The organism is Micromonospora sp. CNZ296 (assembly GCF_007827635.1).
The window spans coordinates 127,298-153,307 of the sequence record NZ_VISW01000004.1; the positions used below are offsets into that span (position 1 = coordinate 127,298).

A 26,010-nucleotide genomic window follows, 5' to 3' on the forward strand; every position below is an offset into this window, starting at 1 on the left:
ACGATGACCAGGATTGACGACGTCGCCCGTCTGGCCGGGGTCTCCACGGCCACCGTCTCCCGGGCGCTGCGGGGCCTGCCGACGGTCTCGGCCGCGACCCGCCGCCGGGTGCTCGCCGCCGCCGAGCAGCTCCAGTACGCGGTGTCGCCCAGCGCGAGCCGCCTGGCCGGCGGCCGGACCGGCACCGTGGCGGTGGTGGTGCCCCGGATAACCAGATGGTTCTTCGGCACCGTGGTCGAGGCGGTCGAGGAATTCCTCCAGGACAGCGGCTACGACCTGCTGCTCTACAACCTCGGCGGCCGGGAGCAGACCCGGCAGCGGGTGCTGCGCACGGCGAGCCTGCACAAGCGGGTGGACGCGATCATCCTGGTCGCGACCCCGCTGCGCGCGGCCGACGTGCACGCGCTGACGAAGCTGGACCTGCCGGGCGTGACGATCAGCTCCGGCAGCGAGGTGCCCGGGTGGCCCTGCGTCCGGATCGATGACGTGGCCGCCGCCCGGACCGCCACCCGCCATCTGCTCGACCTCGGCCACACCCGGATCGCGCACATCTCCGGCGACCCGGACGACGAACTGGCCTTCACCACCCACCTGGACCGGCGGCGCGGATACCAGGAGGCGTTGCGGGCCGCCGGGCTGCGGCCCGACCCGAGCCTCGACGTCGAGTCGCGCTTCACCATCGACGGGGGCACCCGGGCCACCACCGAGCTGCTGGCCCGGGGCGAGCCGCCGACGGCCATCTTCGCCGCCTGCGACGAGATGGCGATGGGTGCGATCACCGCGCTGCGCGACGCCGGGCTGCGGGTGCCGGAGGACGTGAGCGTGATGGGCATCGACGACCACGACCTGGCCGGCGTGCTCGGGCTCTCGACGATCGCCCAGCCGGCCGCCGAGCAGGGGCTGCTCGCCGCCCGCATCCTGCTCGACCCGCTCGGCGTACGAGCCGCCGAGCCGTACCCCGGCCTGGTGCCCGCGCCGCGCGGCCCCGACACCGACGGCGGGACACCGCCCCCGGTGATCCTGCCCACTCGCCTGGTGGTGCGCGAATCGACAGCGCCGCCCCGGGCACACTGAAGAACTCGCTCGTCCCGCACCACCCAGACAGGAGTAAGGCGCTGAACACCGACGCGACGCAGCAGGCCCCGGGCACCGGCTGGTGGACCGAGGCGGTCATCTACCAGGTCTACCCGCGCTCGTTCGCCGACTCCGACGGCGACGGGATCGGCGACCTGCCGGGCATCACATCCCGGCTCGACCACCTCGCCGAGCTGGGAGTCGACGCGCTCTGGCTGTCCCCGTTCTACCCGTCCCCGCAGGCCGACGCCGGGTACGACGTGTCCGACTACCGCGACGTCGACCCGCTGTTCGGCACGCTCGCCGACGCCGACAAGCTGATCGCCGAGGCGAAGGCCCGCGGGCTGCGGGTGATCGTCGACCTGGTGCCCAACCACACCTCCTCCGCGCACCGCTGGTTCACCGCGGCAGTCGCCGCCGCGCCGGGCAGCCCGGAACGGCAGCGCTACGTCATCCGCGACGGCAGGGGCCCGGACGGCGCCGAGGCGCCGAACGACTGGGTGAGCGTGTTCGGCGGCCCCGCCTGGACCCGGCTGCCCGACGGGCAGTGGTACCTGCACCTGTTCGACTCCGGCCAGCCCGACCTCAACTGGGACAACCCGGAGGTGCGCGAGGAGTTCCTCGACGTGCTGCGCTTCTGGCTGGACCGGGGCGTGGACGGCTTCCGGGTGGACGTGGCGCACGGCCTGATCAAGCAGGCCGACCTGGCCGACTGGCAGGAGCCGCAGGAGATCCTCTCCGGCAGCGAGGTGGACAAGCCGCGCCCGCCGATGTGGGACCAGGACGGCGTGCACGAGATCTACCGGGAGTGGCGGCGGGTGCTCGACTCGTACCCCGGTGAGCGGATCCTGGTCGCCGAGGCGTGGGTGGAGCCGGCCGAGCGCCTGGCCCGGTACGTGCGCCCGGACGAGATGCACCAGGCCTTCAACTTCGAGTACCTGCTGGCCGCGTGGACCGCGCCGGCCCAGTACGCGGTGATCACCCGCTCGCTGGAGGCCACCGACTCCGTCGGCGCGCCCACCACCTGGGTGCTGTCCAACCACGACGTGGTGCGGCACGCCTCCCGGCTCGGGCTCGGCACCGCCGGCGGCCGGGCCAACGGCGTCGGCGTGGACGACCCGCAGCCGGACGCCGCGCTGGGCCTGCGCCGGGCCCGGGCGGCCAGCCTGCTGATGCTCGCGCTGCCCGGCTCCGCCTACCTCTACCAGGGTGAGGAACTGGGGCTGCCGGAGCACACCACGCTGCCCGACGAGGCCCGCCAGGACCCGACCTGGAAGCGCAGCGGGCACACCGAGCGCGGCCGGGACGGCTGCCGGGTGCCGATCCCGTGGGAGGCCGACGCCCCGTCGTACGGCTTCGGGCCGACCGACGCGAGCTGGCTGCCCCAGCCGCCGGTGTGGGCCGAGTACGCGCTGGACCGGCAGCGCGGCGTGCCCGGCTCGACGTACGAGCTGTACCGGACCGCGCTGCGGCTGCGCCGCGAGCACGCGCTGGCCCGGGGCCCGCTGCGGTTCCTGACCTCCGGCGACGAGGTGCTCACGTTCACCAACGGCGACCTCACCGTGCTGACCAACTTCGGTGCCGACCCGGCGCCGTTGCCGGCCGGCGCGCAGGTGCTGGTGTCGAGCGCGCCGCTGGACACCGCCGCGGTCCCCACGGACGTCACGGTCTGGTTCCGGGTGTAAGGAAGGGCCCCTTCTTAACGCCTCCGGTAGAGCAGGGGCCCCTTCTTAACACGCACCGTTAAGAAGGGGCCCCTCCTTCCTCCAGGCGCTCGGCGCGGGCGTGCAGCAGGTCGTGCACCTGCGCGATGTCCCGCGGCGACGTACGCGCGGCCAGCCAGTACATGATCCCGGTCGGGATGAAGAAGAGCTGGAACGCGGCCAGCCCGACCGCGTAGTTCAGCGGCGGCGGGAAGGCCGCCCGCAGCCCTGCGAACGCCACGCCGACCAGCCCGTTGCCCGCCGCCCGGCCGACGCCGTTGACCAGGTTGCCCAGGCTGTAGACGGTGCCCCGGTGCTCGGGCGGGTTGACGTCGGCGATCAGGGCGAACCAGTTCGGCGAGTTCGCCGACGTCAGCGCCAGCGCCACCACGGCGGTGAGCAGGCTCAGCCCCACCGACGGCTCGGTCAGCACGCTGGACAGCACGGCCGTCACCACCGCGCCGGAACCGGCGCCGTCGGGCACGTCGATGCGGATCGGCACGAAGAACAGGACCAGGTAGAACGGCAGCGCCGCGAGGATGCCGACGGCCGCGACCATGGCCCGGCCGCTGGGCGTACGCCGTTGCAGCGCGTCACCCACCAGACCGCCCACGATGGACAGCACGCCGCCGAGCTGGAACAGGGTGGCGAAGACGCTGCCCACCACCACGGCCGTGGCGGGTGAGTAGCCCTGCGCCTCGGCCCGCTGGCTGAACAGCACCGGCAGCCATACCAGCGAGCCGAACGCGGCCTGGGCGGTCAGCCCCTGCATGATCAGCCAGCGGTTGGTCCGGCGGGCCAGGATCCGGGGCAGGTCGGCACGGCTGATCCGGTAGTCGTACTCGTTCCCGGCGTCGATCGCCCCGGCCAGCTCCGGTTCGCTCTGCCCGCGCCGGATGTCGTAGGTGAACAGGTACGCCATTGTGGCGGCCAGGCCCACGCCGGTCAGCAGCAGGAACGGCCGCCGCCAGTCGGTCGCGCCGAGCACGCCGCCGAGCAGCGTCCCGGCCAGCGTGCCGACGCCCTGGGACAGCCCCCAGAAGCTCATCACCAGGCCCCGGCGGCGCGGTGAGATCAGGTCCGTGACCACCGAGAAGCCGACCGAGCCCACCGCGCCGAGCCCGACCGCGCCGACGAACTGCGCGGCCAGGAACGTCGCGTACCCCCCGGCGAGCGCGCTGCCGGCGGTGCCGGCGGCCCAGAGCAGCGTGCCGACCATGAGCAGCGGCTTGCGGTTGGTGCGATCCCCCACGTACGCCCAGGCCACCGCCGCCACCGCGCTGACCAGGAAGCTGACGGCGGTGACCAGGCCGAGCATCCGCTGGGGTACGTCGAGGGCGGTGGAGATCGGCCCGTACAGCGGAGGCACCAGGCCGATCGCCACGTTGTCCAGCGAGGCGAGCACCACGAAGACCACGACGCTGTAGAACCGGTGTGCCGTGTTCCCGCGCCGGGAGATCCTCGTGCCCTTCATGCAGGGCAGCCAATCAGGTGCGGGCCGGATCCGGGACACCGCCCCCGGCCGGCGCGCGTGTTAAGAAGGGGCCCCTCCTCTACCGCAGGCGTTAAGAAGGGGCCCTTCCTTACCCCCGGGCGTGGGCGTAGCGCTCGCGGATGGCGGGGACCGCCTCGCCGGTGTACTCCTCGGTGTCGCCGATCGACCAGGCGGGCGGGGTGTCGCCGCCGAGCGCCACCCAGGCGGCCTGCCGGGCCGCGCCGTCGGCCACGTACTCGCCCGGCGGCGGCACCACCACCGGGCGGCCGAAGACCTGCGGCGCGATCCGGCGCACCGCCGCGGACCGGGCGCCGCCGCCGACCAGGATGATCCGGTCGGCGCGGGCACCCTGTGCGATGAGCGCGTCCAGGCCGTCGGCCAGCCCGCAGAGCATGCCCTCCACCGCGGCCCGGGCCAGGTGCGCCGGGGTCGAGGTGCGCAGCGTCAGGCCCCTCAGCTCGCCGGTGGCGTGTGGCCGGTCCGGCGTCCGCTCCCCTTCCAGGTACGGCACGAGCACCAGCCCGTCCGCGCCGGGCGGGGCGGACAGGGCCAGCTCGCCGAGCCGGTCGAGGTCGACGCCGAGCAGCGTCGCGGCGGCGTCCAGCACCCGGGCGGCGTTGAGCGTGCACACGAGCGGCAGGAACCGGCCGGTGGCGTCGGCGAACCCGGCCACCGCGCCGGTGGAGTCGGCGGCCGGCGTGTCCGCCACCGCGAAGACGGTGCCGGAGGTGCCGATCGAGACGACCACGTCGCCCGGACCGGCCCCGGCGCCGAGCGCCGCGGCGGCGTTGTCCCCGGTGCCCGGCCCGAGGAGCACCGGGCCTCCGGACGGACCGGCCGCGCCGGACGCCGCGCCGCCGCCGAGCACCGCCGGGTCGAGGTGCCCGGCCACCTCGGCGGGGCCGAGCACGACCGGCACCTTCGGGCGCCGGCCGAAAGCCCGCTCCAGCAGGTCCAGCCGGTACTCGCCGGTACGCGGCGACCAGTAGCCGGTGCCGCTGGCGTCGCCCCGGTCGGTACGCAGCGCGTCCAGCCCGGGCGCGCCTGCGAGCCGCCAGGTGAGCCAGTCGTGCGGCAGGCAGACGGCGGCGACCCGGTCGGCGTTGTCCGGCTCGTGCCGGGCCAGCCAGCGCAGCTTCGTCGCGGTGAAGCTGGCCACCGGCACCGCGCCGGTCGCCTCGGCCCAGAACCGGCGGCCGGTCTCCCCGCCGCCGGCCTCCTCGACCAGTTCCCGGGCCGCGTCGGCGGAGCGGGTGTCGTTCCACAGCAGCGCCGGGCGGACCACCTCACCGGAGGTGTCCAGGCAGACCATGCCGTGCTGCTGGCCGCCGACCGAGACGGCGGCCACGTCGCCCAGGCCACCGGCCTCGGCGACCGCCGCCCGCAGGGCCTCCCACCAGGCGTACGGGTCGACCTCGGTGCCGGGCGGGTGCGGCGCGCGGCCCTGCCGGACCAGCGCGCCGGTCTCCGCGTCCCGGACGACCACCTTGCAGGACTGGGTCGACGAGTCGACCCCCGCGACGAGCGGCATGGCGGGCCGCCTCAGCGCGCGCCGAGCACGTGCTCGACGGCGAGCTGGTTGAGCCGGACGAAGCCGAAGCCCTTCGCCCCGGCGGCCTCCGGGTCGAACTCCTCGAACGCGGTCCGGTCGGCCAGCAGCTCGCGGTAGCCCTCACCGGGGTTGAGCGTCGGGGTGGCCAGCTCGGCCACCCGGGCGGCGGCGAGCGCCTCGACCACCTCCGGGTCGGCGCGGAACGCCGCGGCCCGCTCCTTGAGCAGCAGGTACGTCCGCATGTTCGCCTCGGCGGAGGCCCACACGCCGGTCATGTCCTCGGTGCGGGACGGCTTGTAGTCGAAGTGGCGCGGGCCGTCGTAGGCCGGGCCGCCGTTCGGGCCGCCGTGCTCCAGCAGGTCGACCAGGGCGAACGCGTTGAGCAGGTCGCCGTGGCCGAAGACCAGGTCCTGGTCGTACTTGATGCCGCGCTGGCCGTTGAGGTCGATGTGGAACAGCTTGCCCTGCCAGAGCGCCTGGGCGATGCCGTGGGCGAAGTTCAGCCCGGCCATCTGCTCGTGCCCGACCTCCGGGTTGAGCCCGACCATCTCCGGGCGGGCCAGCGTGGAGATGAAGCCGAGCGCGTGGCCGACCGTGGGCAGCAGGATGTCGCCGCGCGGCTCGTTCGGCTTGGGCTCCAGGGCGAAGCGCAGGTCGTAGCCGTTGTCGACGACGTACTCGCAGAGCAGGTCGACGGCTTCGCGGTAGCGGTCCAGCGCGGCCTGGACGTCCTTCGCCACGTCGTACTCGGCGCCCTCCCGGCCGCCCCACATGACGAACGTCTTCGCGCCCATCTCGGCGGCCAGGTCGATGTTGCGCAGCACCTTGCGCAGCGCGTACCGGCGCACGTCGCGGTCGTTGCTGGTGAAGCCGCCGTCCTTGAACACCGGGTGGTTGAACAGGTTGGTGGTGACCATCGGCACGACCAGGCCGGTCTCGTCGAGGGCCTTGCGGAAGCGGCTCAGCCGGGCATCGCGGGTGGCGGCGTCCGCGCCGAACGGGACCAGGTCGTCGTCGTGGAAGGTGATGCCGTACGCGCCCAGCTCGGCGAGCCGGTGCACCGCCTCGACGGCGTCCAGCTCCGGTCGGGTGGCGTCACCGAACGGGTCACGGGCCGGCCAGCCCACCGTCCAGAGACCGAAGGAGAACTTGTCCGCGGGGGTGGGGCGGGGTGCCATGGCAGACCTCCAGGTGGTGGTGTCGTCCGCGATTTGTTCAGCGGTTGAATTAAATGGCGGCGATGTGGCAGTGTCAAGAGGTGACAAGCGCCAGCACCGCCGGGGCGGTCCGGCAGGGCAGCCTGCGCGAGTTGAACCTCGCAGTGGTGCTGCGGCGGATCGCCGCCGCCGACCGGCCGCCCTCGCGCGCCGGGATCGCCGCCGACACCGGCCTGACCCGGGCCACCGTCTCCGCCGTCGTGGACGACCTGATCGCCGGCCGGCTGGTCGCCGAGGCGGAGCCGGAGCCGCGTACCGGTGCGGGCCGTCCCGCCCGGGGCCTGGTGCTCGCCTCCGACGGCCCGGCCGGGCTCGGCCTGGAGGTGAACGTCGACTACCTGGCGGCCTGCGTCGTCGACCTGACCGGCACGGTCCGGCACCACCTGGTCCGCCGCGCCGACCTGCGCCCGGTCTCCCCCGCCGACGCGCTCGCCCGGCTCGCCGCGCTCGCCGCCGAGGCACGCGCTGCCGCCGTACGCGACGGGCTGACACTGGCCGGCGCGGCGCTCGCCGTGCCGGGCCTGGTGGGCGACGGCGGCCTGGTCCGGCTCGCGCCGAACCTGGGCTGGCGTGACGTGGACGTGCCGGCGCTGCTGGCCGGGCACCCGCTGGCCGAGCCGGTCGACGGGGTGCCGCCGCTGGTGGTCGACAACGAGGCGAACCTGGCCGCGCTCGGCGAGCTGTACGCCGGCCCGCCCGGCCCGCGCAGCTTCCTGCACGTCACCGGCGAGATCGGCATCGGCGCCGGGATCGTGCTCGACGGCGCGCTCTACCGGGGCGCGCGCGGCTGGAGCGGAGAGATCGGTCACTTCCCGGTGCAGCCGCAGGGGCGGCCGTGCCGCTGCGGCGGCCAGGGCTGCCTGGAGCGGTACGCGGGCCAGGAGGCGATCCTGGCCGCCGCCGGGCTGCCCGGCGCGGAACTGCCGGCTGATACCGCCGCCACCCGGCTCGCCGACCTGGCCGAGGCCGGTGACCCGGCCACGCTGACCGCCCTGACCGACGCCGGCACCGCCCTCGGGGTGGCGGTGGCGGGCGTGGTGAACCTGCTGGATCTGGACACGGTGGTGCTCGGGGGCGGATACGCCCGGCTCGCGCCCTGGCTGCGGCCGACTGTGGAGGCGGAGGTCTCCCGCCGGGTGCTCACCGCCGGGTGGGCGCCGGTCACTGTGCGGCCGGCCGTGCTCGGCGCGCAGTCCGCGGCGGTCGGCGGCGCCGGGTCGGTGGTCCGCCGGATCGTCGACCGGCCGGTGGGCTGGCTGGCCCGGACCACCTGAGCCGGGATGATCCTCGACGGGCATTCCGTGCCTGCGCTCGGTACGCTTGCCGCCGGGCAACAAGTCCGCCGAGCGAGGGGTGCACCGACAGCATGCGCAGGGGTCGACCGACCGAAGCGCCCGGCCACCGGAGGTGACCGCCGCGCGCCGGGGCGGTGTCGCGGGGCCGGTCAGCGGCGGTGGACACGCCTCGCGGAAACGGCCCCGGCGGGTTGCCGAGGCCGCGCTACCGGCTGACGACCGTCTGGCCCGGGAGCTGCTGGACGGGCTCGCCGAGGCCGTCGTGACGGTCGACCACGCAGGCGTGGTGACGCTCGTCAACGCGATGGCCGCCGACCTGCTCCCCGAGGTGGCGCCCGGCGTCGACCTGGCCGCGTGCCGGGTACCGGCGCTGGCCGACGCGGCCGCCGCCGGATCGGACGCGTTCGAGACCGAACACCACGGCCGGCGGCTGCGCGGCCTGCGGCGTCCCCTTGCCGACGACCGCAGCGCCTGGTACGTCCGGGACGTCACCGAGGAACACGCGCGCACCGACGCGCTGCTGGCCGAACGGTCGCGCACCGCGTTCCTCGCCGAGGCGGGCAGCCGGCTCGGGCTGTCCCTGCACCGCGAGCAGACGCTGCGTACCGCCGTGACGCTGCCGGTGCCCTACCTGGCCGACGCGGCAGTCGTGGTGCACCGCCCGCCTCCGCCCGCCGAGGACCAGCCGCACTGGATCCGGTACGCCACCGGCGATCCCGGCCCGGTCACCGGCCTGGCCGGCTGGCACACGGTGGAGTCCGTCCCCGGCCTGGTCGAAGCGCTCGAAGGCGACCTCACCGAACCGAGTCCCTGGCTGGACGCCGAGCTGGCCGACCTGGCCGAGGTGCTGCCCGCCGGGTTCGGCCGCCCGGGCACCGTGTTGATCAGCCCGATGCCCAGCGCGGGCGGCCCGGCCGGCGCGCTGGTGCTGGCCCGCCGCCGGGAGCGGCCCGGTTTCGACAAGCGGGAGATCGGCCTGGCCCGGGAGTTCGCCGGCCGGGCCGGCGCCGCGCTGGCCGCAGCCGAGCTGTACGGCGAGCAGGCGCACCTGGCCCGGGTGCTCCAGAACAGCCTGCTCCCGCCGGCGCTGCCCCGCCTGCCCGGGATGACGCTCGCCGGCGGTTACCGCGCCGCCGGGGACAGCCTGCGCATCGGCGGCGACTTCTACGACCTGTTCCCCACCGGCGACGGCGGCCTGTTCGCGCTCGGCGACGTCTGCGGCAAGGGCGTCGGTGCGGCCGTGCTGACCGGCCGGGTCCGCCAGTCACTGCAGACCCTGCGCCTGGTCGAGCAGCGTCCCCGGGAACTGCTGGAGCTGCTCAACCGGGCGCTGCTGGACGCTCCCGACGCGGCCCGCCGGGCCCAGTTCACCACGCTCCTGCTCGGCGCGCTGCGCCGTGAGCCGGACGGCGGGCTGCTGATCCGGATGGCGGGTGGCGGGCACCCCGCTCCGCTCGTCGTCCGTGCCGGCGGCGGCGTCGAGACGATCCGGGTGGGCGGCATGCCGGTGGGCGCGCTCACCGACGCCCGGTTCGCCGACGCCGAGGTCCGGCTGGCCCCGGGTGACCTGCTGCTGGCGTACACCGACGGGGTGACCGAGGCCCGGGGCGGCCCGACCGAGCCGGCCATGTTCGGCGACGCCCGGTTGCGTCAGGCGCTCGCCACCGGCACCGGGCTTCCGCCCGCCGCGCTCGTGGACCGGGTGCTCCAGCTCGTCGACGAGTGGCTGGACGGGCAACCCCACGACGACATCGCCATGCTCGCCGTGGCGGCCGGGTGACACCACCGCCGCCTGACCGCCCCACCCCCGCGGCCGGGCGCCGGATCGGGCCGGAGACGCTCGCCGCGTACCTCGACCACCTGGACGCCGCCGACCGGTCCGGCGCTGTGGCGCTGGCGCGCGGCCTGCTGGCGGACGGCTTCTCGGTCGCGGACGTCCTGGTCGACCTGGTCGCGGTGGCGCAGCGGGAGGTCGGCCGGCGCTGGCTCACCGGCTCGTGGAGCGTCGCCCAGGAGCACGCCGCCACTCACGTCAGCGAGCAGGTGGTGGACGCGCTGGGCGCGACGGTCGGCCCACCGCGACGCGGGCACGTGGTGATGGCCTGCGTGGAGGGCGAGTGGCACGCGCTGGCCGCCCGCATCGTCACCGAGGTGGTCCGGGCGGCCGGCTGGCGGGTGACGTTCCTCGGCGCCAGCGTGCCGGCCCGGCATCTGGTCTCCTACCTGCACCAGACCGGCCCGGACGCGGTGCTGCTGAGCTGCGTGCAGCCGAACCGGCTGGTCCGGGCGGCGCGGATGGTGGAGGCCAGCCGCGCGGCCGGTGTGCCGGTGCTCGCCGGTGGTCCCGGCTTCGGCCCGGACGGCCGGTGGGCCACCGCTATCGGCGCGGCGGGCTGGGGCGCCAGCGCCCGGGACGCGGTGGCGCTGCTGGAACGGCCGTTGTCGGCCGCGCACACCGGGTCGCCGCCGCCCCCGCCCGACGACGCGTACGTGGCGGTACTGCACCGGCGGCGTGAGCTGGTCGGGCTCGCGCTCGCCGCGGTGGACCCGCCGCAGGAGAGCGCCGAGGAGGTCGCCGCCGGCATCGCGCACCTGGTGGACGCGCTGATCGCGGCCGTGCGGGTGGACGACGACCGGCTGCTGCGCGACTTCGTCGGGTGGCAGGAGGAGGCGCTGACCTCCCGGGGCGGCCGGGCGCTGCTGGACGAGGTGCTCGGCACGCTGGAACGGGCGCTCACCGAGCATCCCCGGGTGGTGGCCCGGCTGCGGGCCGCCCGCGAAGCCGCGCCGGACGGCCGTTCAGGCTGAGTCAGGCGGTACGGGCCACCGGCGGCTCACCGGACGGCCTGGCGGGGTCGCCGATCCGTTCCCCGGACGGTTGCAGCATCGGCCAGCCCTCCGCCACCGGGGCCTCGCCTCGCCGGCCCACCTCGTCGAACTCGCGCATGCCGCGTACCAGCGCGGCCCGGCCCTCCGGGCTCATCCCGGCCAGGATCCGCTCCAGCCGGTGCCGCCGGTCGGCACGCAGCTCGGCGAGGAGCCGGAGGGCGGCGGGCGTGAGGTGCAGCGAGATCTCCCGCCGGTCGTAGCGGCCCGGCTCGCGTTCCAGCATCCCGGCCGCGACGAGCCGGTCGCACAGCCGGCTGGCGGAGGAGAGCAACATGTCGGTGAGGGTGGCGAGCCGGCGGAGGTTGATGCCGTCATACTGCTCGACGACCATGATCGCGCGTAGCTGGGCACTCGACAGCCGGCTGGTGGTGCGCTCCCGGGCCGCCTCCCAGACGGCGAGCAAGGTGCCTGCCGCCTCGTCCAGTGCGGCGGACATACTCGTTTCAGGTTCCCGGGGACTGCGCTCTTCGGTCATGGTGGCCCGAGACTACTCCCCGGATCTGCCCGGCGACCTGTGCAAAGGAGCAAAGATGAGCGGAGCGGAGGGCCGCGCGCGCCAGGTCCTGACCGAGGCGCCGACGGATCTCATCGTGGACCGGCTCGCCGCCGAGCTGGCGCGCACGTACGGCGTCGCCCGCACCGAGCTGTACCAGGTCGACTACCGGCTCGCCGAGCTGCTGCCGCTGGATGACGGCCCGTCGGTCACCGGCCCCGGCCACCCGGCCTGGCGCGCCTTCGATCACCAGGAGCCGGTGATCGCCGACGGCGTCGGCTGGTTCCCGGTGGGCATGCGCGGCGAACGCCGGGGCGTGCTGAAGGTCTCGCCGGTACCCGCCGACCCGCACGCCCGCCGGGAGCTGGACACCATCGCCACTGTGCTCGGGCACGAGCTGAGCGCGGTCACGGCGACCACCGACATCTACCGCACCGCCCGGCGCAGCCGGCGGCTCACGCTGGCCGCCGAGATGCAGTGGGAGCTGCTGCCCGGGCGCAGCCGGATCCGGCCGTCGTTCAGCCTGGCCGGACAGTTGGAGCCGGCGTACGCGGTGCGCGGGGACAGCTTCGACTGGTCCGACGACGGTCACCGGCTCTGGCTGGCGGTGCTGAACGGCTACGGCGAGGGGGTTGCGGCGGCGCTGCTCGCCTCGCTGGCCACGTACGCGCTGCGCAACGCGCGCCGGGCCGGGCTCGACCTGGCCGACCAGGCGGCGCTGGCCGACCAGGCGATCTACGCCCAGCACCGGGGCGAACAGCACGTCTCCGTGCTCCTGATCGAGCTGGATCTGGCCACCGGCGAGATGACTGTGGTCGACGCCGGTTCGCCGCGGCTGCTGCGGCTGCGGGCCGGTGAGGTGACCGAGCAGGAGCTGGACAAGCAGTTCCCGCTCGGCATGTTCGAGGGCACCGACTACCGCCCGCAGCGGTTCCGGCTGGAGCGCGAGGACCGGCTCTTCGTGGTCAGCGACGGCGTGATCGACGCCACCACCGAGCAGGTGCGCTACGGCGAGGTGGCGCTGGACCGGTTCCTGCGCCGGACCGGCCCGATGGAGCCGCTGGACGCGGTCCGGTCGCTGATCGGCGACCTGCGGGCCTTCGTCGCCGGTGACCTGGTGGACGACGCGGTGGTGGTCTGCCTGGACTGGCTCGGGCCGCAGCCCTGACCCGCCCCCCTCAGTACGCGCCGCGGCTGTTGAGCACCGCGCCGAACGTCTTCCAGAGGATGGTCAGGTCCGCGGCCAGCGACCAGTTCTCCACGTAGTAGAGGTCCAGCCGGATGCCGTCCTCCCAGCTCAGGTCCGACCGGCCGCTGACCTGCCAGAGGCCGGTCATGCCGGGCTTGACCAGCAGCCGGCGTGCCACGTCGCCGTCGTAGCGGGCAACCTCGGACGGCAGCGGCGGGCGCGGACCGACCAGGCTCATCTGGCCGAGCAGCACGTTGGCGAGCTGGGGCAGCTCGTCCAGCGACCACTTGCGCAGCAGCCGGCCGACCCGGGTGACGCGCGGGTCGTCGCGCATCTTGAACATCAGGCCGTCGGTCTCGTTGCGCGCGGCCAGCTCGGCGAGCAGGGCGTCGGCGTTGACCACCATGGTGCGGAACTTGAAGACGCCGAACTCCTCGCCGCCCTGGCCGACCCGGGTCTGCCGGAACAGCACCGGGCCACGGCTGTCGATCTTGATGGCCAGCGCGATCACGATCAGCAGCGGCGCCAGCACGAGCAGAGCGATCAGCGAGAGGGACCGGTCGACGAAGCCCTTGACCAGCTTGCGGGCGCCGCGGAACTCGGGCGCCTCGACGTGGATCAGCGGCAGGCCGGCGACCGGACGGGTGTGGATGCGAGGGCCGGCCACGTCGGTGAGCGCCGGCGCCACCACCAGGTCGACGCCGGTGCCCTCCAGCTGCCAGCCGAGGCGGCGCAACCGGGTCGCGGTCAGCTCGCCGGAGGCGGTGACCGCCACCGTGTCGGCACCGATCGCGGTGGCGGCCTCCGGGATGCCCCGGAAGCTGCCGACCACCGGCACATCGCCCAGCCGCTGCGGCACCGGGGCGAGCAGCGCGTCCGGGATGCACGCGCCGACCACCTGGTAGCCGGCGTACGGCTCCCGGCGCAGCGTGTGCACCAACTCCAGCACGTGCGCGGTGTCGCCCACCACGAGCACCTTGCGGGACCAGCCGGCGCCCCGGTCGCGGGCCCGGTGCAGCCGCTTGCGGGCCGCGAACCGCGCCACCTCCAGGCCGATCGTGCCGACCGCGAAGGAGATGGCCAGGAAACCCCGGGAGACGCCGACGTCGGCGATGTACCCGGCGATGGCGATGCCGCCGGCGAGTCGCATGCTGGCCGCGCTGACCCGGCGGTACTCGTCGGCGCCGTAGCCGAGCACCTGGTCGTCGTAGCAGCGCATCGCCTTGAGCGAGACGAGCCAGACCAGCAGGAGCGCCGGGGCGACCACCACGTACGGGATCTCGGACCCGGTCGGTTCCTCGTCGCCGAACCGGGCCAGGTAACCGACCAGGATGGCCACGGCGAGCACGGCGGTGTCCAGCACCACCAGGACCCGGATGTAGGCCCGCTCCGCGGCTCGTGTCGTCTTGCCGGGGCGTTCACCACCGGGTCGCGACGACGTGGCAGGGGTCAACAGCGTCGCCGAGGTCACCGGCCCTCCCCACTTCGCTCAGGACCGCCCCGTCGCCGCCCGGCTCCGGTGTGGAGCCCGCGGTCGAGGCACCCGGTCATCATGCCTGGACAATTATGGTTACCGATTGATTCGGACGCATTACCGTCAGTTCTCATCCCGTGTCTTGACCCGGGAAGCCTTCCGCCGTACCGGATTTCCGGTACGGCGGAAGACTAACGCTGAGCTTCAGGTCAGCGGGGGGCGGGCGGCCGCAGCGCGATCGCCCGGAGGAAGATCTCGCCGATCTTGCTGGGGTCGGTGGTGACGAAGGCGCCACCGCCGGTGACCTTGGTGATCGACTCCAGCTCGGCCCGGTTCACCTCGGTGCCGATGCCGATGATGATGACCTGGACCGGCTGCTCGTCGTCCTTCAGCTTGTTCAGCTGGTCCAGCAGCGCCTTCTGCGAGATGCCGTCGTCGTCCTCGTTCTTGCCGTCGGTGAACAGCACGATCGAGTTGACCTTGCCCGGCTCCCAGTCCTGCTGCACCTTCTTGTACGCCGCGAGCATGGTGTCGTACAGGCCGGTGTTGCCGCTGGAGGGCTTGATCGAGGCCAGGCCGCGCTGGAGCGAGCCCCGGTTGCTGGACAGAGGCTTTATTCCGACCAGCTCGCTCCAGTCCTGCGAGCCCTGGAGGTTGGTGGAGAACGTCCAGAGGCCGATCGACCAGGAGTCGTCGAACAGCCCGAGGCCCTGGCTCGCGGCGGCGACTGTGACCTGCTCCCGGCTCGCGCCGTTGGCGGTCGCGACCGGCTTCTTCATCGAGCCGGACACGTCGATGACGCAGAGCATCCGGCCCGACTGGGTGGCCACCGACCAGGTCGTGGTCGCGGTCGAGATGGCACCCGGGTCGAGGTCGGCCGCGCCGCCCTGGCCCGACGGCGGCACCTGGCTCGCGCCGCCGTTGGCCGGGCTCGGTGCGCCGGTCGGCGCCTGGAAACCCCGGCCCCAGTTGCCGTCCGGCGCGCGCAGCGCCTGCGAGGCGAGCCGGTCCTTGAAGCCCGGCGTACGCAGGACCTCGAAGAGGACCCGGGCGGCGGACGCCTTGGTCGGCTCGATGCCGGGCAGCACCGCGAACGGGTAGTCCAGCGGGATCGGCGCCGGCTCCAGGTAGAGCGCGGCGAGCCGGATCGGCGGCTTGGTGCTGTTGTAGGCGATCACGTCCTCCTCGGACAGCGCCGCCGCCCCCAGCCCGTTGGCGATCGCCGTCGGGTCGGACGAGCGCGGGAACCGCGCGAGGAGGTCCTGCCGCAGCGAGGAACGGTTGGTCGCCAGCGCCCGCAGTGCGCCGACCATCGCCTCCTGCGCCTTCGGCGAGCCGGACTCGCCGGTGGAGCTGGCCGCGGCGGTCAGCGACAGCAGGCCGGACAGGCCGGCCGCGTCCTGGGTCGGCTCGACGATCCCGGCCCGCAGCGGCTTGCTGGCGGTGACCTGGGTCAGCAGGTCGGACCAGCGGAGCTTCTTGTCCGGCCACCCTATGCGCGAGGCCACCGGCTCGGGCAGCGCCACCACGACCGGGCTACGGGCGATCGAGGCGCCGTTGGTCGGCGCGAACGCGCTGGCCCCGCCGCTCTTGAGCCGGACCAGCCAGGTCGACGAGTCCGGCACCCAGACGTCGGGGGTGACAGCGGTGCCGCTGGCCTGCCCGACGCCGGCGAGCGTGGCGCCGTGCTTGCTCGCCACCGCGGCGGCCACCTCGACCGACTCGGACGAGGAGACGTTCACCGCGATGCAGGTCCCGCCCACCGCCGCACCGTCGGCGACCCACTGGTCGGCGGCGGCGCGCACCGCGGGGGCGATCTCCGGGGCGGTCGCCACCGACAGCTCGATCCGGCCCGAACAGTTCGGGCCGGCCAGCTGCTGGTAGCCGAACCAGGAGCCGGCTACGACGGCGACCAGGGCGGCCGCCACGGCGGCGGCACCTGCTCCGCGGAGGTGAGAACGCATGCGATGGCGGCCAGACACGGTGACCATCTTGCGTACCTCGTGGGGTTACCACCACAACCGTTCGGACGAAAGTTACGCAGCAGAAACAGTTGATCAGCTAACTCATACGCTAAGTTACTGGTCAGTCATTTATGGTGATGTCAATCCACTTCGGACCGCCAATTGGTAACCGTCCGGTCACGGTAGGACGCACGTCGGGCTCGCCACCGGCACCGGCTCCCCCACCGGCTCGGGCACCCCGCCGTCCGGATCGACCCGGAAGATCCTGATCATGTCGGCCCGCTCGTCGGCCACGTACAGGTGCTCACCGGCGAACGCGAAGTGCCGCGGCCACTCACCGCCGGTGTCGACCTCGGCCACCAGCTCCGGCGCGGCGCCGTCCAGCGCGAAGACAGCGATCGTGCCCACGCCGCGGTTGCCCACGTAGAGGAAACGCCCGCCCGGCCCGACGGCCACCTCGGAGGGCTGGACGTGGCCGGTCCGGCCGCTGGCGTCGACACGCGTCGACTGACGCGGCCCGTCCGGCGTCAGCTCGTACGCGGTGACAGTGGCGTCCAGCTCACCGACGAGCCAGCAGCGCCGCCCGTCCGGGTGCCGGGCGAGGTGCCGGGGACCGGTCCCGGGCGCCGTCCGCAGCCGGGGCTCCCGCTCGGCCAGCCGGCCGGTGGACGCTTCGACGTCGTACCGGTAGACGGAGTCGGTGCCCAGGTCGACCGCGAGCAGCCCACCCCCGGCCGGGTCGGGCGAGACCATGTGGCAGTGCGCGTGCTCCTGCCGCTGCGGGTCGGCGCCGTGCCCGGAGTGCCGGACCAGGTCGGTGCGCTCCCCCGGCACGCCGTCGGCGTCCAGGCCGAACACCGCCACGCTGCCGCCGCCGTAGTTCGCCACGAACAGGTGCCGCCCGTCCGGGGCGACCGCCAGGTGGCACGGCTCCGCGCCACCTGTCTCGCGGACGCCCAGCGGCGTGAGATCGCCGTCCGGGGCGAGCCGGAACGCGCTCACCAGCCCGTCGGGCAGCTCGTTGCACCCGTACAGCACCGGCAGCGCCGGATGCCGCACCAGGAACGACGGCGACGGGGCGACCGCCACGACGCCCAGCGGGGTCAGTTCCCCGGTCGCCCGGTCCCGCCGGGCCGCCACGACGCCCTCGGCCCGCCCACCCGTCTCCGCCGTGTAGCCGCCGATGTGGACGATCTCGTCCTGCCCGGTCACCGCTCCCACCTCTCGTCGGTCCTGCCTGCGATCCAACCAGAGGCTTCCCGGTGGCGCGCCCGGTCAGTCCCGCCGGGCCCGACGGATCGGGCGCGGGGTGCTCAGCCCACCGGCACCGGCTCGCCGCGCTGCCGCGCCACGTGCTCGACCAGCGAGATCAGCACCAGCTTGCCGGACTGCCGCTCCCGCGCGTCGCAGAGCACGAGCGGGACGTCCGGATCCAGGTCCAGGGCGTCGCGGACCGCCTCCAGGCCGAACCGGCGGGAGCCCTCGAAGCAGTTGACGCCCACCACGAACGGGATGCCCCGCTGCTCGAAGTAGTCGATCGAGGGGAAGCAGTCGGCCAGCCGCCGGGTGTCGGCGAGCACCACCGCGCCGAGCGCGCCGAACGCCAGCTCGTCCCAGAGGAACCAGAACCGGTCCTGGCCCGGGGTGCCGAACAGGTAGACCTGGAGGTCGTCGTTGATGGTGATCCGGCCGAAGTCCATCGCCACCGTCGTCGTCGACTTCTGCTCGACCCCGGAGACGTCGTCGGTGCCGAGCCCGGCCCCGGTCAGGACCTCCTCGGTCTGCAACGGCCGGACCTCACTCAACGCGCTGACCAGCGTCGTCTTTCCGGCGCCGAAGCCACCGGCGATGAGGATCTTCAGAGCCAGCGGCACCCGGGGCGCCCCCGGCTCCCGGTCATAACGCACGGAGTCCACTGACCACCGCCTTGAGGATGTTGTCGTCGGGCAGGTACGCGGTGGCCGGTGGCCGGTGCACCGCGACGAGCTCATGGGCGAGAAGGTCGCCGAGCAGCACCCGGACCACGCCCACGGCGAGGTCCAGGTCGGCGGCGAGGTCGGCCACGGCCTTCGGCCGCCGGGCCAGCTCGATCAGGCGGCGGTGCTCCGGCTGGAGCCCGGGCGTGCCGGCCGGGTCCGCGCCGGGGGCGGCGAGCACGAACGCCAGCAGGTCGAAGCCGTCGACGGGTGGGCGTACCCGGCCGCCGGTGAGCGTGTACGGGCGCACCACCGGGCCGGCGTCGGCGTCCAGCCACTCGTGCTGCGGCCCCGGCGACTCAGCGCGCATCGGTCCGCTCCCCCGCCACCCGGCTCGGCGCGGCCAGGTTCTCCCCGACCCGGATGACGAGCATCGCCATCTCGTACGCCACCAGGCCGATGTCGGCGTCGGCGTCGCTGGCCACCGCCAGGCAGGCGCCCTGCCCGGCGGCGGTCACGAACAGGTAGGCCGACTCCATCTCCACCACCGTCTGGCGGACCGCGCCGCCGCCCAGGTGCCGGGTGGCGCCCTTGGCCAGCCCGGAGAAGCCGGACGCCAGCGCGCAGAGGTGTTCCGCGTCGGTCCGGTCCTGGTCGGTGGAGGCGCCGAGCAGGAGCCCGTCCGCCGAGAGCACCACCGCCTGGCGGGCGGCGGGAACACGCTCCACCAGGTCGTCGAGCAGCCAGTCGAGATCGGCGTTCTGCCGCGTCGTGTGCACCACTAGGCGTCCCTCTCAGTCGCGGTTCGTTGGTCCGGCGCCGGCGGGGCGGGCTCCACGGCCGGCCCCGCGGTGGTGGACGGCGTACCGGTGTCGCGCGGTTCGGTGGCGGGGGTGGCCGGGCCGGTTCCGGCGGCGCGGGAGCCGTCCCGGCGTCCGCGCGCGGTGCCGGCCTGCAACGCGGACATGGCCCGGCGGGCCTCCTCCGGGGTGCGGTGGGCCGGGGTGTCGGCGACCGCCGCGCGGGGTCGCGCGGTCGCGCCGCGGCGCCGGATCCGGCGAGGCAGGCCGTCGCCGTCGGCGGGTGGCTCCACGGTCGAGGCGCGGGCCGACTGCAACGGGACGACTGTGTTCTCCGACCGGTCCCGGCCCGGCCGGGCCGGCCGCCCCGGCCGGGGCACAGTGGTCAGGCGGGTCACCTTGGCCAGGCGCCGCCGTTCCGGCCCGGCGGAGGCGTCCGCGCCCACCGGCGGCTCGTCGGTGATCAGTTCCGACGGTACGAACACCGCGGCGACGATCCCGGCCGGGCGGGACGGCCGCAGCTCCACCCGTACGCCGTGCCGGGCGGCCAGGCGCGCCACCACGAACAGTCCCAGCCGGGCGCTGCCGGCCGGGTCGAACTCCGGCGGCTCGGCCAGCTTGCGGTTGGCCTCGGCCAGGGCCGGCGCGGACATGCCCAGCCCCCGGTCGGTGATCTCGATGGTGTAGCCGCCCGGGACGCTCCGGCCGGTGACGTCCACCCGCGTGCCGGGCGGGGAGAACGCGGTCGCGTTCTCGATCAGCTCGGCGAGCAGGTGGATCACGTCGCCGACGGCCCGGCCCAGCACTCCGGCGGATGCCACCTCGCCCACGTCGACCCGGTCGTACGCCTCGACCTCGGAGATCGCGCCGCGCATCACGTCGACAGCGGCGACCGGGCGCCGCCAGCCGCGTCCGGGCGCGGCACCGGCGAGGATGACCAGATCCTCGGCGTGCCGCCGCAGCCGCGTCGCCAGGTGGTCGACCTGGAACAGTCCGGCCAGCTCGTCCGGGTCCTCGGTACGCCGTTCCAGCCGGTCCAGCAGCGCCAGCTGCCGGTGCACCAGCCCCTGGCTGCGGCGGGCGAGGTTGAGGATCACCTCGTTGAAGCCCCGGCGCAGCGTCACCTCGTCCACGGCGGCGCGGACAGCGGTCCGGCGCACCTCGTTGAAGGCGCGCGCCACCTGGCCGATCTCGTCGCCGCCGTGGTCCAGCTCGGGCGCCTCCCGGGCCACGTCGACCTCCTCGCCCCGGCGCAGCCGCGCGACCACGTCGGGCAGCCGGCGTTCGGCCACCTCGGTCGCGGCGGCGCGTACGCCGGTCAGCCGCTGCGCCAGCGACCGGCCGACCCGCAGCGCCACCAGCACGCACACCACGATCGCGATCAGGCCCAGCACACCGGCGGCGGCGAGCTGCGCGAGGATCCGGGTGGCCATCGGCACCGACCGCTCGGCCAGGGCGTCCGCGCCGCGCAGCTCGAAGTCGCGCAGGCTCTGCCAGACCTCGGCGTGACCGGTGTCCCACGCCCGCATGTCGAACCGGGCGGGCAGCGCGGACGAGCGGATCAGGCTGTCCTGGAGCGCGCGCAGCTTGAGGAACCCGGCGCCCTCGGTCATCCGCTGGTACGCGGTCCGCTCCCCCGGCGGCAGGTCGGCGACCGCGATCTCAGCCAGGAAACGCTGGTTCTCGACTGTGCGTACCAGTTGCTCGTGCTCGCCCTCGGCGTACCGGCCCGCGGTGACGGCGCCGGCCAGCAGCGCGTCGGCCTGGCCGAGCAGCTCCCGGGAGCGACCCAGCGCGGTGAGCGCCGTCGCCTCCCGGTTGAGCTGCGCGTCGGGCAGCGCGGCCATCGCGCCGAACGCCTGGAACGCCGAGCCGATCATGCCGCTGTAGAGCCCGACGGCGCCGGCCCGGTCGACCTTCCGGTCGTCGATGAAGGCGCGCCCGGCGGGCAGCGCGTCGAGCGCCGAGACCAGTTGGTCGAGCCGGTTGTCGAGCTGGGCGTCGGCGACGTCGCGCAGGTCCCCGCCGTCGACCTTGCGGCGCAGCTCGACGATCGCGTCGTCGGTGCGTACCCGCTGCTCGGTCAGCTCGGGGAGGGCGCGGTCACCGGCGAGCTGGACCACCGACAGCCGCCGCTCCCGTTGCAGCTCGGCCACCACGGCCTCGCCGGGACGACCCAGGTCGTAGAGGAGGGTACGCGCGGAGAGCAGGTCGAGCGCAGGCCCGAAGGTGAGCGTGGTGGCGAAGATCCACAACGCCAGCAGCCCGGTCACCGGGCCGATGACCAGCGCGGTCAGCTTGGCGCGGATCGGCCAGTCACGGGTGTTCAATCAGACCTCGCCCGGGAAGGTGTCGCTCGGTGGCGCCGGCAGCGGCCGTCACGTTCGCCGGCCACGACGCCGGGCCCCGGCCCGGACGCCTTGGGCAGGATACGTAATCCGGGGCGGATGCACTACCGGCCGTCTCGGCTCTCGCTACGGTCCGAGACGGGCAGGAGGGCCTCAGTCGGACATCGGCCCGGCACCGGACGGCGGTCGCGACATCGCGCCTTTTCCCGGCCGGGGCGGAAAGTACGGCACAACGGGATTGGCGATCACCCGCGCGAGGGAATACCAGCGTGCGAAGGAGGAGCCATGTCGTCCACCCAGGTAGTCGTCATAGTCATCGTCGTCGCCGTCATCGCCGCGCTCGTCGCGGTCGCCGTGGTCGCCAGCCGCCGCCGGGCGCTGCGCGAGCGCTTCGGCCCCGAGTACGACCGGGTCGTCGCCGAGCAGGACAGCCGCAGCGCCGCCGAGCGTGAGCTGCGGGAACGCGAGCGCCGGCACGCCGAGCTGGAGCTGACCCCGCTGAGCCCGGAGTCCCGGGCCCGCTACGCCGCCGCCTGGGAGGAACTCCAGGTGCGCTTCGTCGACTCCCCCGCGGAGACCGTCGGCGAGGCCGACGAGCTGGTGAGCCGCCTGATCGCCGAGCGCGGATACCCCACCGGGGACTTCTCGGACCAGATCGCCCACCTCTCCGTCGAGCACGCCCGCACCCTCACCCACTACCGCGACGCCCACGAGATCCGGCAGCGCAACGAGCGCGGTGAGGCCGGCACCGAGGACCTCCGGCAGGCGCTCGTGCACTACCGAGCTCTCTTCGCCGACCTGCTCGGCGAGGAGCCGGTGCCCACGTCCACGCAGCAGCCGGAGCAGCGCCACCCCGACCACGACCACGACGTCCCGAGCCGCTGAGGAGGCCGCCGCCATGCGCCAGGAGGAACAGCAGGTCACGCAGGACCACCCCGAGGCCGTCCGGTCCGCACCGGTGCCGGTGCCGCAGCCGGGTGAGCACACCGACGCCGGCCGGCGCGACGCCGACCGGGCCGACGTACCCGAGGACGCACTGGACGACCGGGGCACCTTCGACGACCCGGCGGTCGCCGACGAGCGGCGCGACGCCGAGGTCGACGAGACCCGCGCCTACGACGCCGGGGAGCTGCGCGACGCGGCCGACCGGACCGACGACGACGGGCGGGCCCCGTACCACGAGCCGGCGCCGCTGCCGACGGCGTTCGGGGCGGCCACGGTGGGCGACGCGGTCGCCGCCTCGGCCCTGGCGGGCGGTCGCCCGCAGGACGAGCGCGACGCGCGCGACGAGGACACCGCGGCGCCGGGCGACGGCGCGCCGGGACGTACCGACCCGCTGGACGACGAGCGGGCCGACCCGACGGCCGGGGACCGCCTGCACGACCGCGACCGCTGGGACGCCGAGCACACCGACGGCGACGGCCGGGACGACCGAACCGGCGACGACGTGGCCCGGGACGACCGCGTGGTCGACGGCGTCCGCCGGGACGACGCGGTCGCCGACGGCGCGGTCGGGTACGGCAGCGCCGAGCCCGGCCTGGTCGACCCGGACGCCGAGGCCGTCCCCGCGGCCGACGGCGCCGACCGGCGGCACGACCGGGTGGACACCGACACCGCCACCGCTGCGGCGGGCGCGGCAGCCGCCGGCGCGGCCGGCACGGCGCTGTCCGGCGCGGAGCGGCCCACGCCCGGCGCGGTACCCGCCGACGCGGCGACGCTGTTCGCGCCGGAGGCCGCGCAGGGTTTCCGGGACCGCTGGCGCGACGTGCAGCTTCGCTTCGTGGACGACCCGCGCGCCGCGGTCGGCGAGGCGGAGTCGCTGGTCGAGGAGGCGATCGAGGCGCTCTCCACCGCCCTGCGGGAGCAGCGCACCCGGCTCGGCGCCTGGCAGGAGTCCGGCTCCACCGACACCGAGCAGCTCCGGGTGGCCGTACGCGGCTACCGCGACTTCCTGGACCGCGTGCTGGGCCGCTGAGGAACCGCCACGAAGCCCCGGCCGGTGACCGGCCGGGGCTTCCGCGTACCCGGACCGAACAGCAGGTATGAAACCTCGCAATCCGGGTAGGTGCGGGCAGCGGTGCACACGAGGGGAGCACGGGCATGGGCGGCGGCGGCCTGCGGTTGAACATGAACGCCCTGGACTATCTGATCCTGGCGCTCTACTTCGTCACGGTGCTCGGCGTCGGTTTCGCCGCCCGGCGCGCGATCCGTACCAGCGTGGACTTCTTCCTCTCCGGCCGCTCGCTCCCCGCCTGGGTCACCGGCCTGGCGTTCGTCTCGGCCAACCTGGGCGCGCTGGAGATCATCGGCATGGCCGCCAACGGCGCCCAGTACGGCATCATGACGGTGCACTACTACTGGATCGGCGCCGTGCCGGCGATGGTCTTCCTCGGCATCGTGATGATGCCGTTCTACTACGGCTCCAAGGTCCGCAGCGTCCCCGAGTACCTGCGGCTGCGCTTCAACCGCCCCACCCACCTGCTCAACGCGATCAGCTTCGCTGTCGCGCAGGTGCTCATCGCGGGCGTGAACCTCTACGCGCTGGCCCTGATCATGCAGGCGCTGCTGGGCTGGCCGCTCTGGTTCGCGATCATCGTCGGTGCGGTGATCGTGCTGGCGTACATCACCGTCGGCGGGCTCTCCGGCGCGATCTACAACGAGGTGCTCCAGTTCTTCGTGATCATCGCCGGTCTGGTGCCGATCACGGTGATCGGGCTGGTCAAGGTCGGCGGCGTCAGCGGCCTGATGGACGCGGTCCGCGACTCCAGACTCGGCGAGGCCGGACTGCACGCCTGGGAGGGCACCGGCAGCACCGGCAACCCGCTCGGCGCGCACTGGCTGGGCATCGTGTTCGGCCTGGGCTTCGTGCTCTCCTTCGGCTACTGGACCACCAACTTCGCCGAGGTGCAGCGCGCCCTGTCCGCACGGAACATGAGCGCCGCCCGGCGTACGCCGATCATCGCCGCGTACCCGAAGCTGCTCATCCCGGCGGTCACCGTGATCCCCGGCCTGATCGCCCTGGTCACCGTGAAAGGGCTGGGCGCCGACGAGGGCGACCTGGTCTACAACAACGCGATCCCGCTGCTCATGCGCGACCTGCTGCCCAACGGCGTCCTCGGTATCGCGGTCACCGGCCTGGTGGCCTCGTTCATGGCCGGCATGGCGGCGAACGTCAGCGGGTTCAACACCGTCTTCACGTACGACATCTGGCAGGCGTACTTCCGGCGGGACCTGCCGGACGAGCACTACGTGAAGGTGGGCCGGATCGCCACCGTCGGCGCCGTGGTCATCGGCATCGGCACCGCGTTCATCGCGGCCGGGTTCAGCAACATCATGAACTACATCCAGGCGCTGTTCTCGGTCTTCAACGCGCCGCTGTTCGGCACGTTCATCATCGGCATGTTCTGGCGGCGGATGACGCCGCTGGCCGGGTTCTGGTCGCTGCTGTCCGGCACTGTCGTCGCCACCGCCACGTACCTGCTCTACAAGGGCGGCGTGATCAGCTTCAACTCCGACCTGGAGGAGAGCTTCTGGGGCGCGGGCCTGGCCTTCGCCACGGTCGCTGTGGTGGCCGCGATCGTCACGCCGCTGACCCGGCCGAAGACCGACGACCAGCTGACCGGGCTGGTGTACGGCCTCAGCGACACCACGCTCGCCGACGACTCGCTGGCCGGCGACACCGCCTGGTACCGCTCCCCGGTGCTGCTCGGCGTCGTCGCCGTGATCCTCGCCGCCCTGTTCTACATCCCGGTCTTCTGAAGGAGGGGACGCACGCCATGGCAGACAACGCGGACCGCCACTACCAGGGCGGCGAGGCGCACGACCCGCTGGTCGACGAGACCGAGGACGCCCGGGAGGAACGCTCCGCCGCGGCCCGGCTGTTCGACATCCGCCGGGTCATCGGCGGCCTGTTCGTGGTGTACGGGCTGATCGTCGGCCTGATGGGGCTGTTCGACACGTCCGCCGAGATCGACAAGGCGCAGGGCGTCCGGATCAACCTGTGGGCCGGCGCGGCGATGCTGGTGTTCGGCCTGCTGATGCTGCTGTGGCAGCGGCTGCGCCCGACCGAGACGCCGGAGCCGCACCGCGACGAGTCCTGACCCCTCCGCCCGCATGGCGCGGCCCGCACCGGGTAGGCCACGGGGATCACGCGAAGGGACAGGAGGGCAGCAGCATGACCGATCGTGACCGCGGTGGCGAGCGGCCGCTGGAGGAGACCCCCGAGGTGGCCGCGGCGGTGGACGACGACAGCACGGTGCCCCAGTTGCGCAACGACGGCACCGACCCGGACAACCCGACCTTCACCGAGCCCGACGGCGCGGTGCCGGACACCGGGTCGCCGAACCTCATCGGTGACCCGTACGCGGCCGGGACCGGCGCGACCGGCACCGGTACCGGCGCCGCCCCGGACGACATCCGCACCGGCGCCGAGCAGCCCTGGGATCCGGAGGACCTGGTGCAGGCCCGGGGTCAGGACGTGACGCCGGAGAACCTGGAGCGGGCCCGCCGCGACCTGGCCGAGCTGGGCCGGGCGGCGATCGAGCGCACCGTTCCCTGACACCGGAACGGCCGAGGGCCCCTGGCCGACGTGGGCGTCGACC

Annotated in this window: 22 protein-coding genes; 11 read left to right on the forward strand and 11 right to left on the reverse strand. The window is 74.3% G+C overall.

The features are described 5' to 3' along the window. Positions 1 to 3: 3 nt before the first annotated feature. Positions 4 to 1,074: a LacI family DNA-binding transcriptional regulator gene (locus FB455_RS08685; RefSeq protein WP_145752828.1), complete on the forward strand. Its 1,071-nt coding sequence runs from the start codon at positions 4 to 6 to the stop codon at positions 1,072 to 1,074. 41 nt (positions 1,075 to 1,115) lie between these two features. Then, a complete protein-coding gene (locus FB455_RS08690; RefSeq protein ID WP_013288167.1) occupies positions 1,116 to 2,759 on the forward strand; it encodes a glycoside hydrolase family 13 protein in 1,644 nt (547 codons plus the stop codon). Between the two features lie 58 nt (positions 2,760 to 2,817). On the opposite strand, the gene FB455_RS08695 is transcribed toward FB455_RS08690, so the two are convergent. The 3 genes from FB455_RS08695 to xylA all read right to left on the reverse strand — a co-directional run bounded on the left by FB455_RS08695 (position 2,818) and on the right by xylA (position 7,002). After that, entirely contained in the window at positions 2,818 to 4,251 is a 1,434-nt protein-coding gene (locus FB455_RS08695) for an MFS transporter (RefSeq protein WP_145752831.1), read from the reverse strand. Between the two features lie 109 nt (positions 4,252 to 4,360). Then, positions 4,361 to 5,803, reverse strand: coding sequence for a xylulokinase (xylB, locus tag FB455_RS08700; protein ID WP_145752833.1), 1,443 nt, complete (start codon positions 5,801 to 5,803; stop codon positions 4,361 to 4,363). Positions 5,804 to 5,814: 11 nt separating this feature from the next. Next, entirely contained in the window at positions 5,815 to 7,002 is a 1,188-nt protein-coding gene (gene xylA / locus FB455_RS08705; protein ID WP_013288170.1) for a xylose isomerase, read from the reverse strand. A 53-nt stretch (positions 7,003 to 7,055) separates the two neighbouring features. On the opposite strand from xylA, the gene FB455_RS08710 reads away from it, so the two are divergent. The 3 genes from FB455_RS08710 to FB455_RS08720 all read left to right on the forward strand — a co-directional run bounded on the left by FB455_RS08710 (position 7,056) and on the right by FB455_RS08720 (position 11,144). Beyond that, the gene (locus tag FB455_RS08710; RefSeq protein ID WP_013288171.1) at positions 7,056 to 8,315 is read left to right on the forward strand and encodes an ROK family protein; all 1,260 of its coding nucleotides are present in this window, start codon (positions 7,056 to 7,058) and stop codon (positions 8,313 to 8,315) included. A 133-nt stretch (positions 8,316 to 8,448) separates the two neighbouring features. Continuing rightward, entirely contained in the window at positions 8,449 to 10,116 is a 1,668-nt protein-coding gene (locus FB455_RS08715) for a PP2C family protein-serine/threonine phosphatase (protein ID WP_486481513.1), read from the forward strand. Continuing rightward, entirely contained in the window at positions 10,113 to 11,144 is a 1,032-nt protein-coding gene (locus FB455_RS08720) for a cobalamin B12-binding domain-containing protein (RefSeq protein ID WP_013475410.1), read from the forward strand. Before FB455_RS08715 ends, FB455_RS08720 begins: the two co-directional genes overlap by 4 nt. Position 11,145: 1 nt before the next feature. On the opposite strand, the gene FB455_RS08725 is transcribed toward FB455_RS08720, so the two are convergent. After that, complete coding sequence (locus tag FB455_RS08725; RefSeq protein ID WP_013288174.1) at positions 11,146 to 11,661, reverse strand: MarR family winged helix-turn-helix transcriptional regulator; 516 nt, start codon at positions 11,659 to 11,661, stop codon at positions 11,146 to 11,148. Between the two features lie 94 nt (positions 11,662 to 11,755). Between FB455_RS08725 and FB455_RS08730 the strand changes: the two genes are divergently transcribed. Beyond that, entirely contained in the window at positions 11,756 to 12,886 is a 1,131-nt protein-coding gene (locus FB455_RS08730) for a PP2C family protein-serine/threonine phosphatase (RefSeq protein WP_013475409.1), read from the forward strand. Positions 12,887 to 12,896: 10 nt separating this feature from the next. Here FB455_RS08730 and FB455_RS08735 read toward each other — a convergent pair whose 3' ends face one another. From FB455_RS08735 to FB455_RS08765, 7 genes are all read right to left on the reverse strand, one after another. Continuing rightward, positions 12,897 to 14,378, reverse strand: coding sequence for a sugar transferase (locus tag FB455_RS08735; RefSeq protein WP_013288176.1), 1,482 nt, complete (start codon positions 14,376 to 14,378; stop codon positions 12,897 to 12,899). Between the two features lie 212 nt (positions 14,379 to 14,590). Then, the gene (locus tag FB455_RS08740; protein ID WP_049794844.1) at positions 14,591 to 16,345 is read right to left on the reverse strand and encodes a substrate-binding domain-containing protein; all 1,755 of its coding nucleotides are present in this window, start codon (positions 16,343 to 16,345) and stop codon (positions 14,591 to 14,593) included. Positions 16,346 to 16,522: 177 nt separating this feature from the next. Beyond that, a complete protein-coding gene (locus tag FB455_RS08745) occupies positions 16,523 to 17,557 on the reverse strand; it encodes a lactonase family protein (RefSeq protein ID WP_186461518.1) in 1,035 nt (344 codons plus the stop codon). Positions 17,558 to 17,658: 101 nt separating this feature from the next. Next, the gene (locus FB455_RS08750) at positions 17,659 to 18,261 is read right to left on the reverse strand and encodes a GTP-binding protein (protein ID WP_047890560.1); all 603 of its coding nucleotides are present in this window, start codon (positions 18,259 to 18,261) and stop codon (positions 17,659 to 17,661) included. Next, complete coding sequence (locus tag FB455_RS08755) at positions 18,242 to 18,631, reverse strand: DUF742 domain-containing protein (protein WP_120573470.1); 390 nt, start codon at positions 18,629 to 18,631, stop codon at positions 18,242 to 18,244. Before FB455_RS08755 ends, FB455_RS08750 begins: the two co-directional genes overlap by 20 nt. Then, positions 18,621 to 19,043, reverse strand: a complete 423-nt coding sequence (locus FB455_RS08760) for a roadblock/LC7 domain-containing protein (RefSeq protein ID WP_013288181.1) — start codon at positions 19,041 to 19,043, stop codon at positions 18,621 to 18,623. Before FB455_RS08760 ends, FB455_RS08755 begins: the two co-directional genes overlap by 11 nt. Further along, entirely contained in the window at positions 19,043 to 21,391 is a 2,349-nt protein-coding gene (locus FB455_RS08765) for a nitrate- and nitrite sensing domain-containing protein (RefSeq protein WP_145752838.1), read from the reverse strand. Before FB455_RS08765 ends, FB455_RS08760 begins: the two co-directional genes overlap by 1 nt. Before the next feature lie 303 nt (positions 21,392 to 21,694). Here FB455_RS08765 and FB455_RS08770 point away from each other — a divergent pair, with 303 nt between their 5' ends. The 5 genes from FB455_RS08770 (at position 21,695) to FB455_RS08790 (ending at position 25,967) form a co-directional block, all read left to right on the forward strand. Then, on the forward strand, positions 21,695 to 22,294 hold the full coding sequence (locus tag FB455_RS08770) for a hypothetical protein (protein ID WP_013288183.1): 600 nt from the start codon (positions 21,695 to 21,697) through the stop codon (positions 22,292 to 22,294). Positions 22,295 to 22,307: 13 nt separating this feature from the next. Next, positions 22,308 to 23,384, forward strand: a complete 1,077-nt coding sequence (locus tag FB455_RS08775; RefSeq protein WP_145752841.1) for a hypothetical protein — start codon at positions 22,308 to 22,310, stop codon at positions 23,382 to 23,384. A gap of 125 nt (positions 23,385 to 23,509) precedes the next feature. Beyond that, positions 23,510 to 25,168: a sodium:solute symporter family protein gene (locus FB455_RS08780; RefSeq protein WP_013288185.1), complete on the forward strand. Its 1,659-nt coding sequence runs from the start codon at positions 23,510 to 23,512 to the stop codon at positions 25,166 to 25,168. Between the two features lie 17 nt (positions 25,169 to 25,185). Continuing rightward, on the forward strand, positions 25,186 to 25,509 hold the full coding sequence (locus tag FB455_RS08785; protein ID WP_013288186.1) for a hypothetical protein: 324 nt from the start codon (positions 25,186 to 25,188) through the stop codon (positions 25,507 to 25,509). Positions 25,510 to 25,583: 74 nt separating this feature from the next. Then, on the forward strand, positions 25,584 to 25,967 hold the full coding sequence (locus tag FB455_RS08790) for a hypothetical protein (protein ID WP_013288187.1): 384 nt from the start codon (positions 25,584 to 25,586) through the stop codon (positions 25,965 to 25,967). Positions 25,968 to 26,010 lie beyond the last annotated feature (43 nt).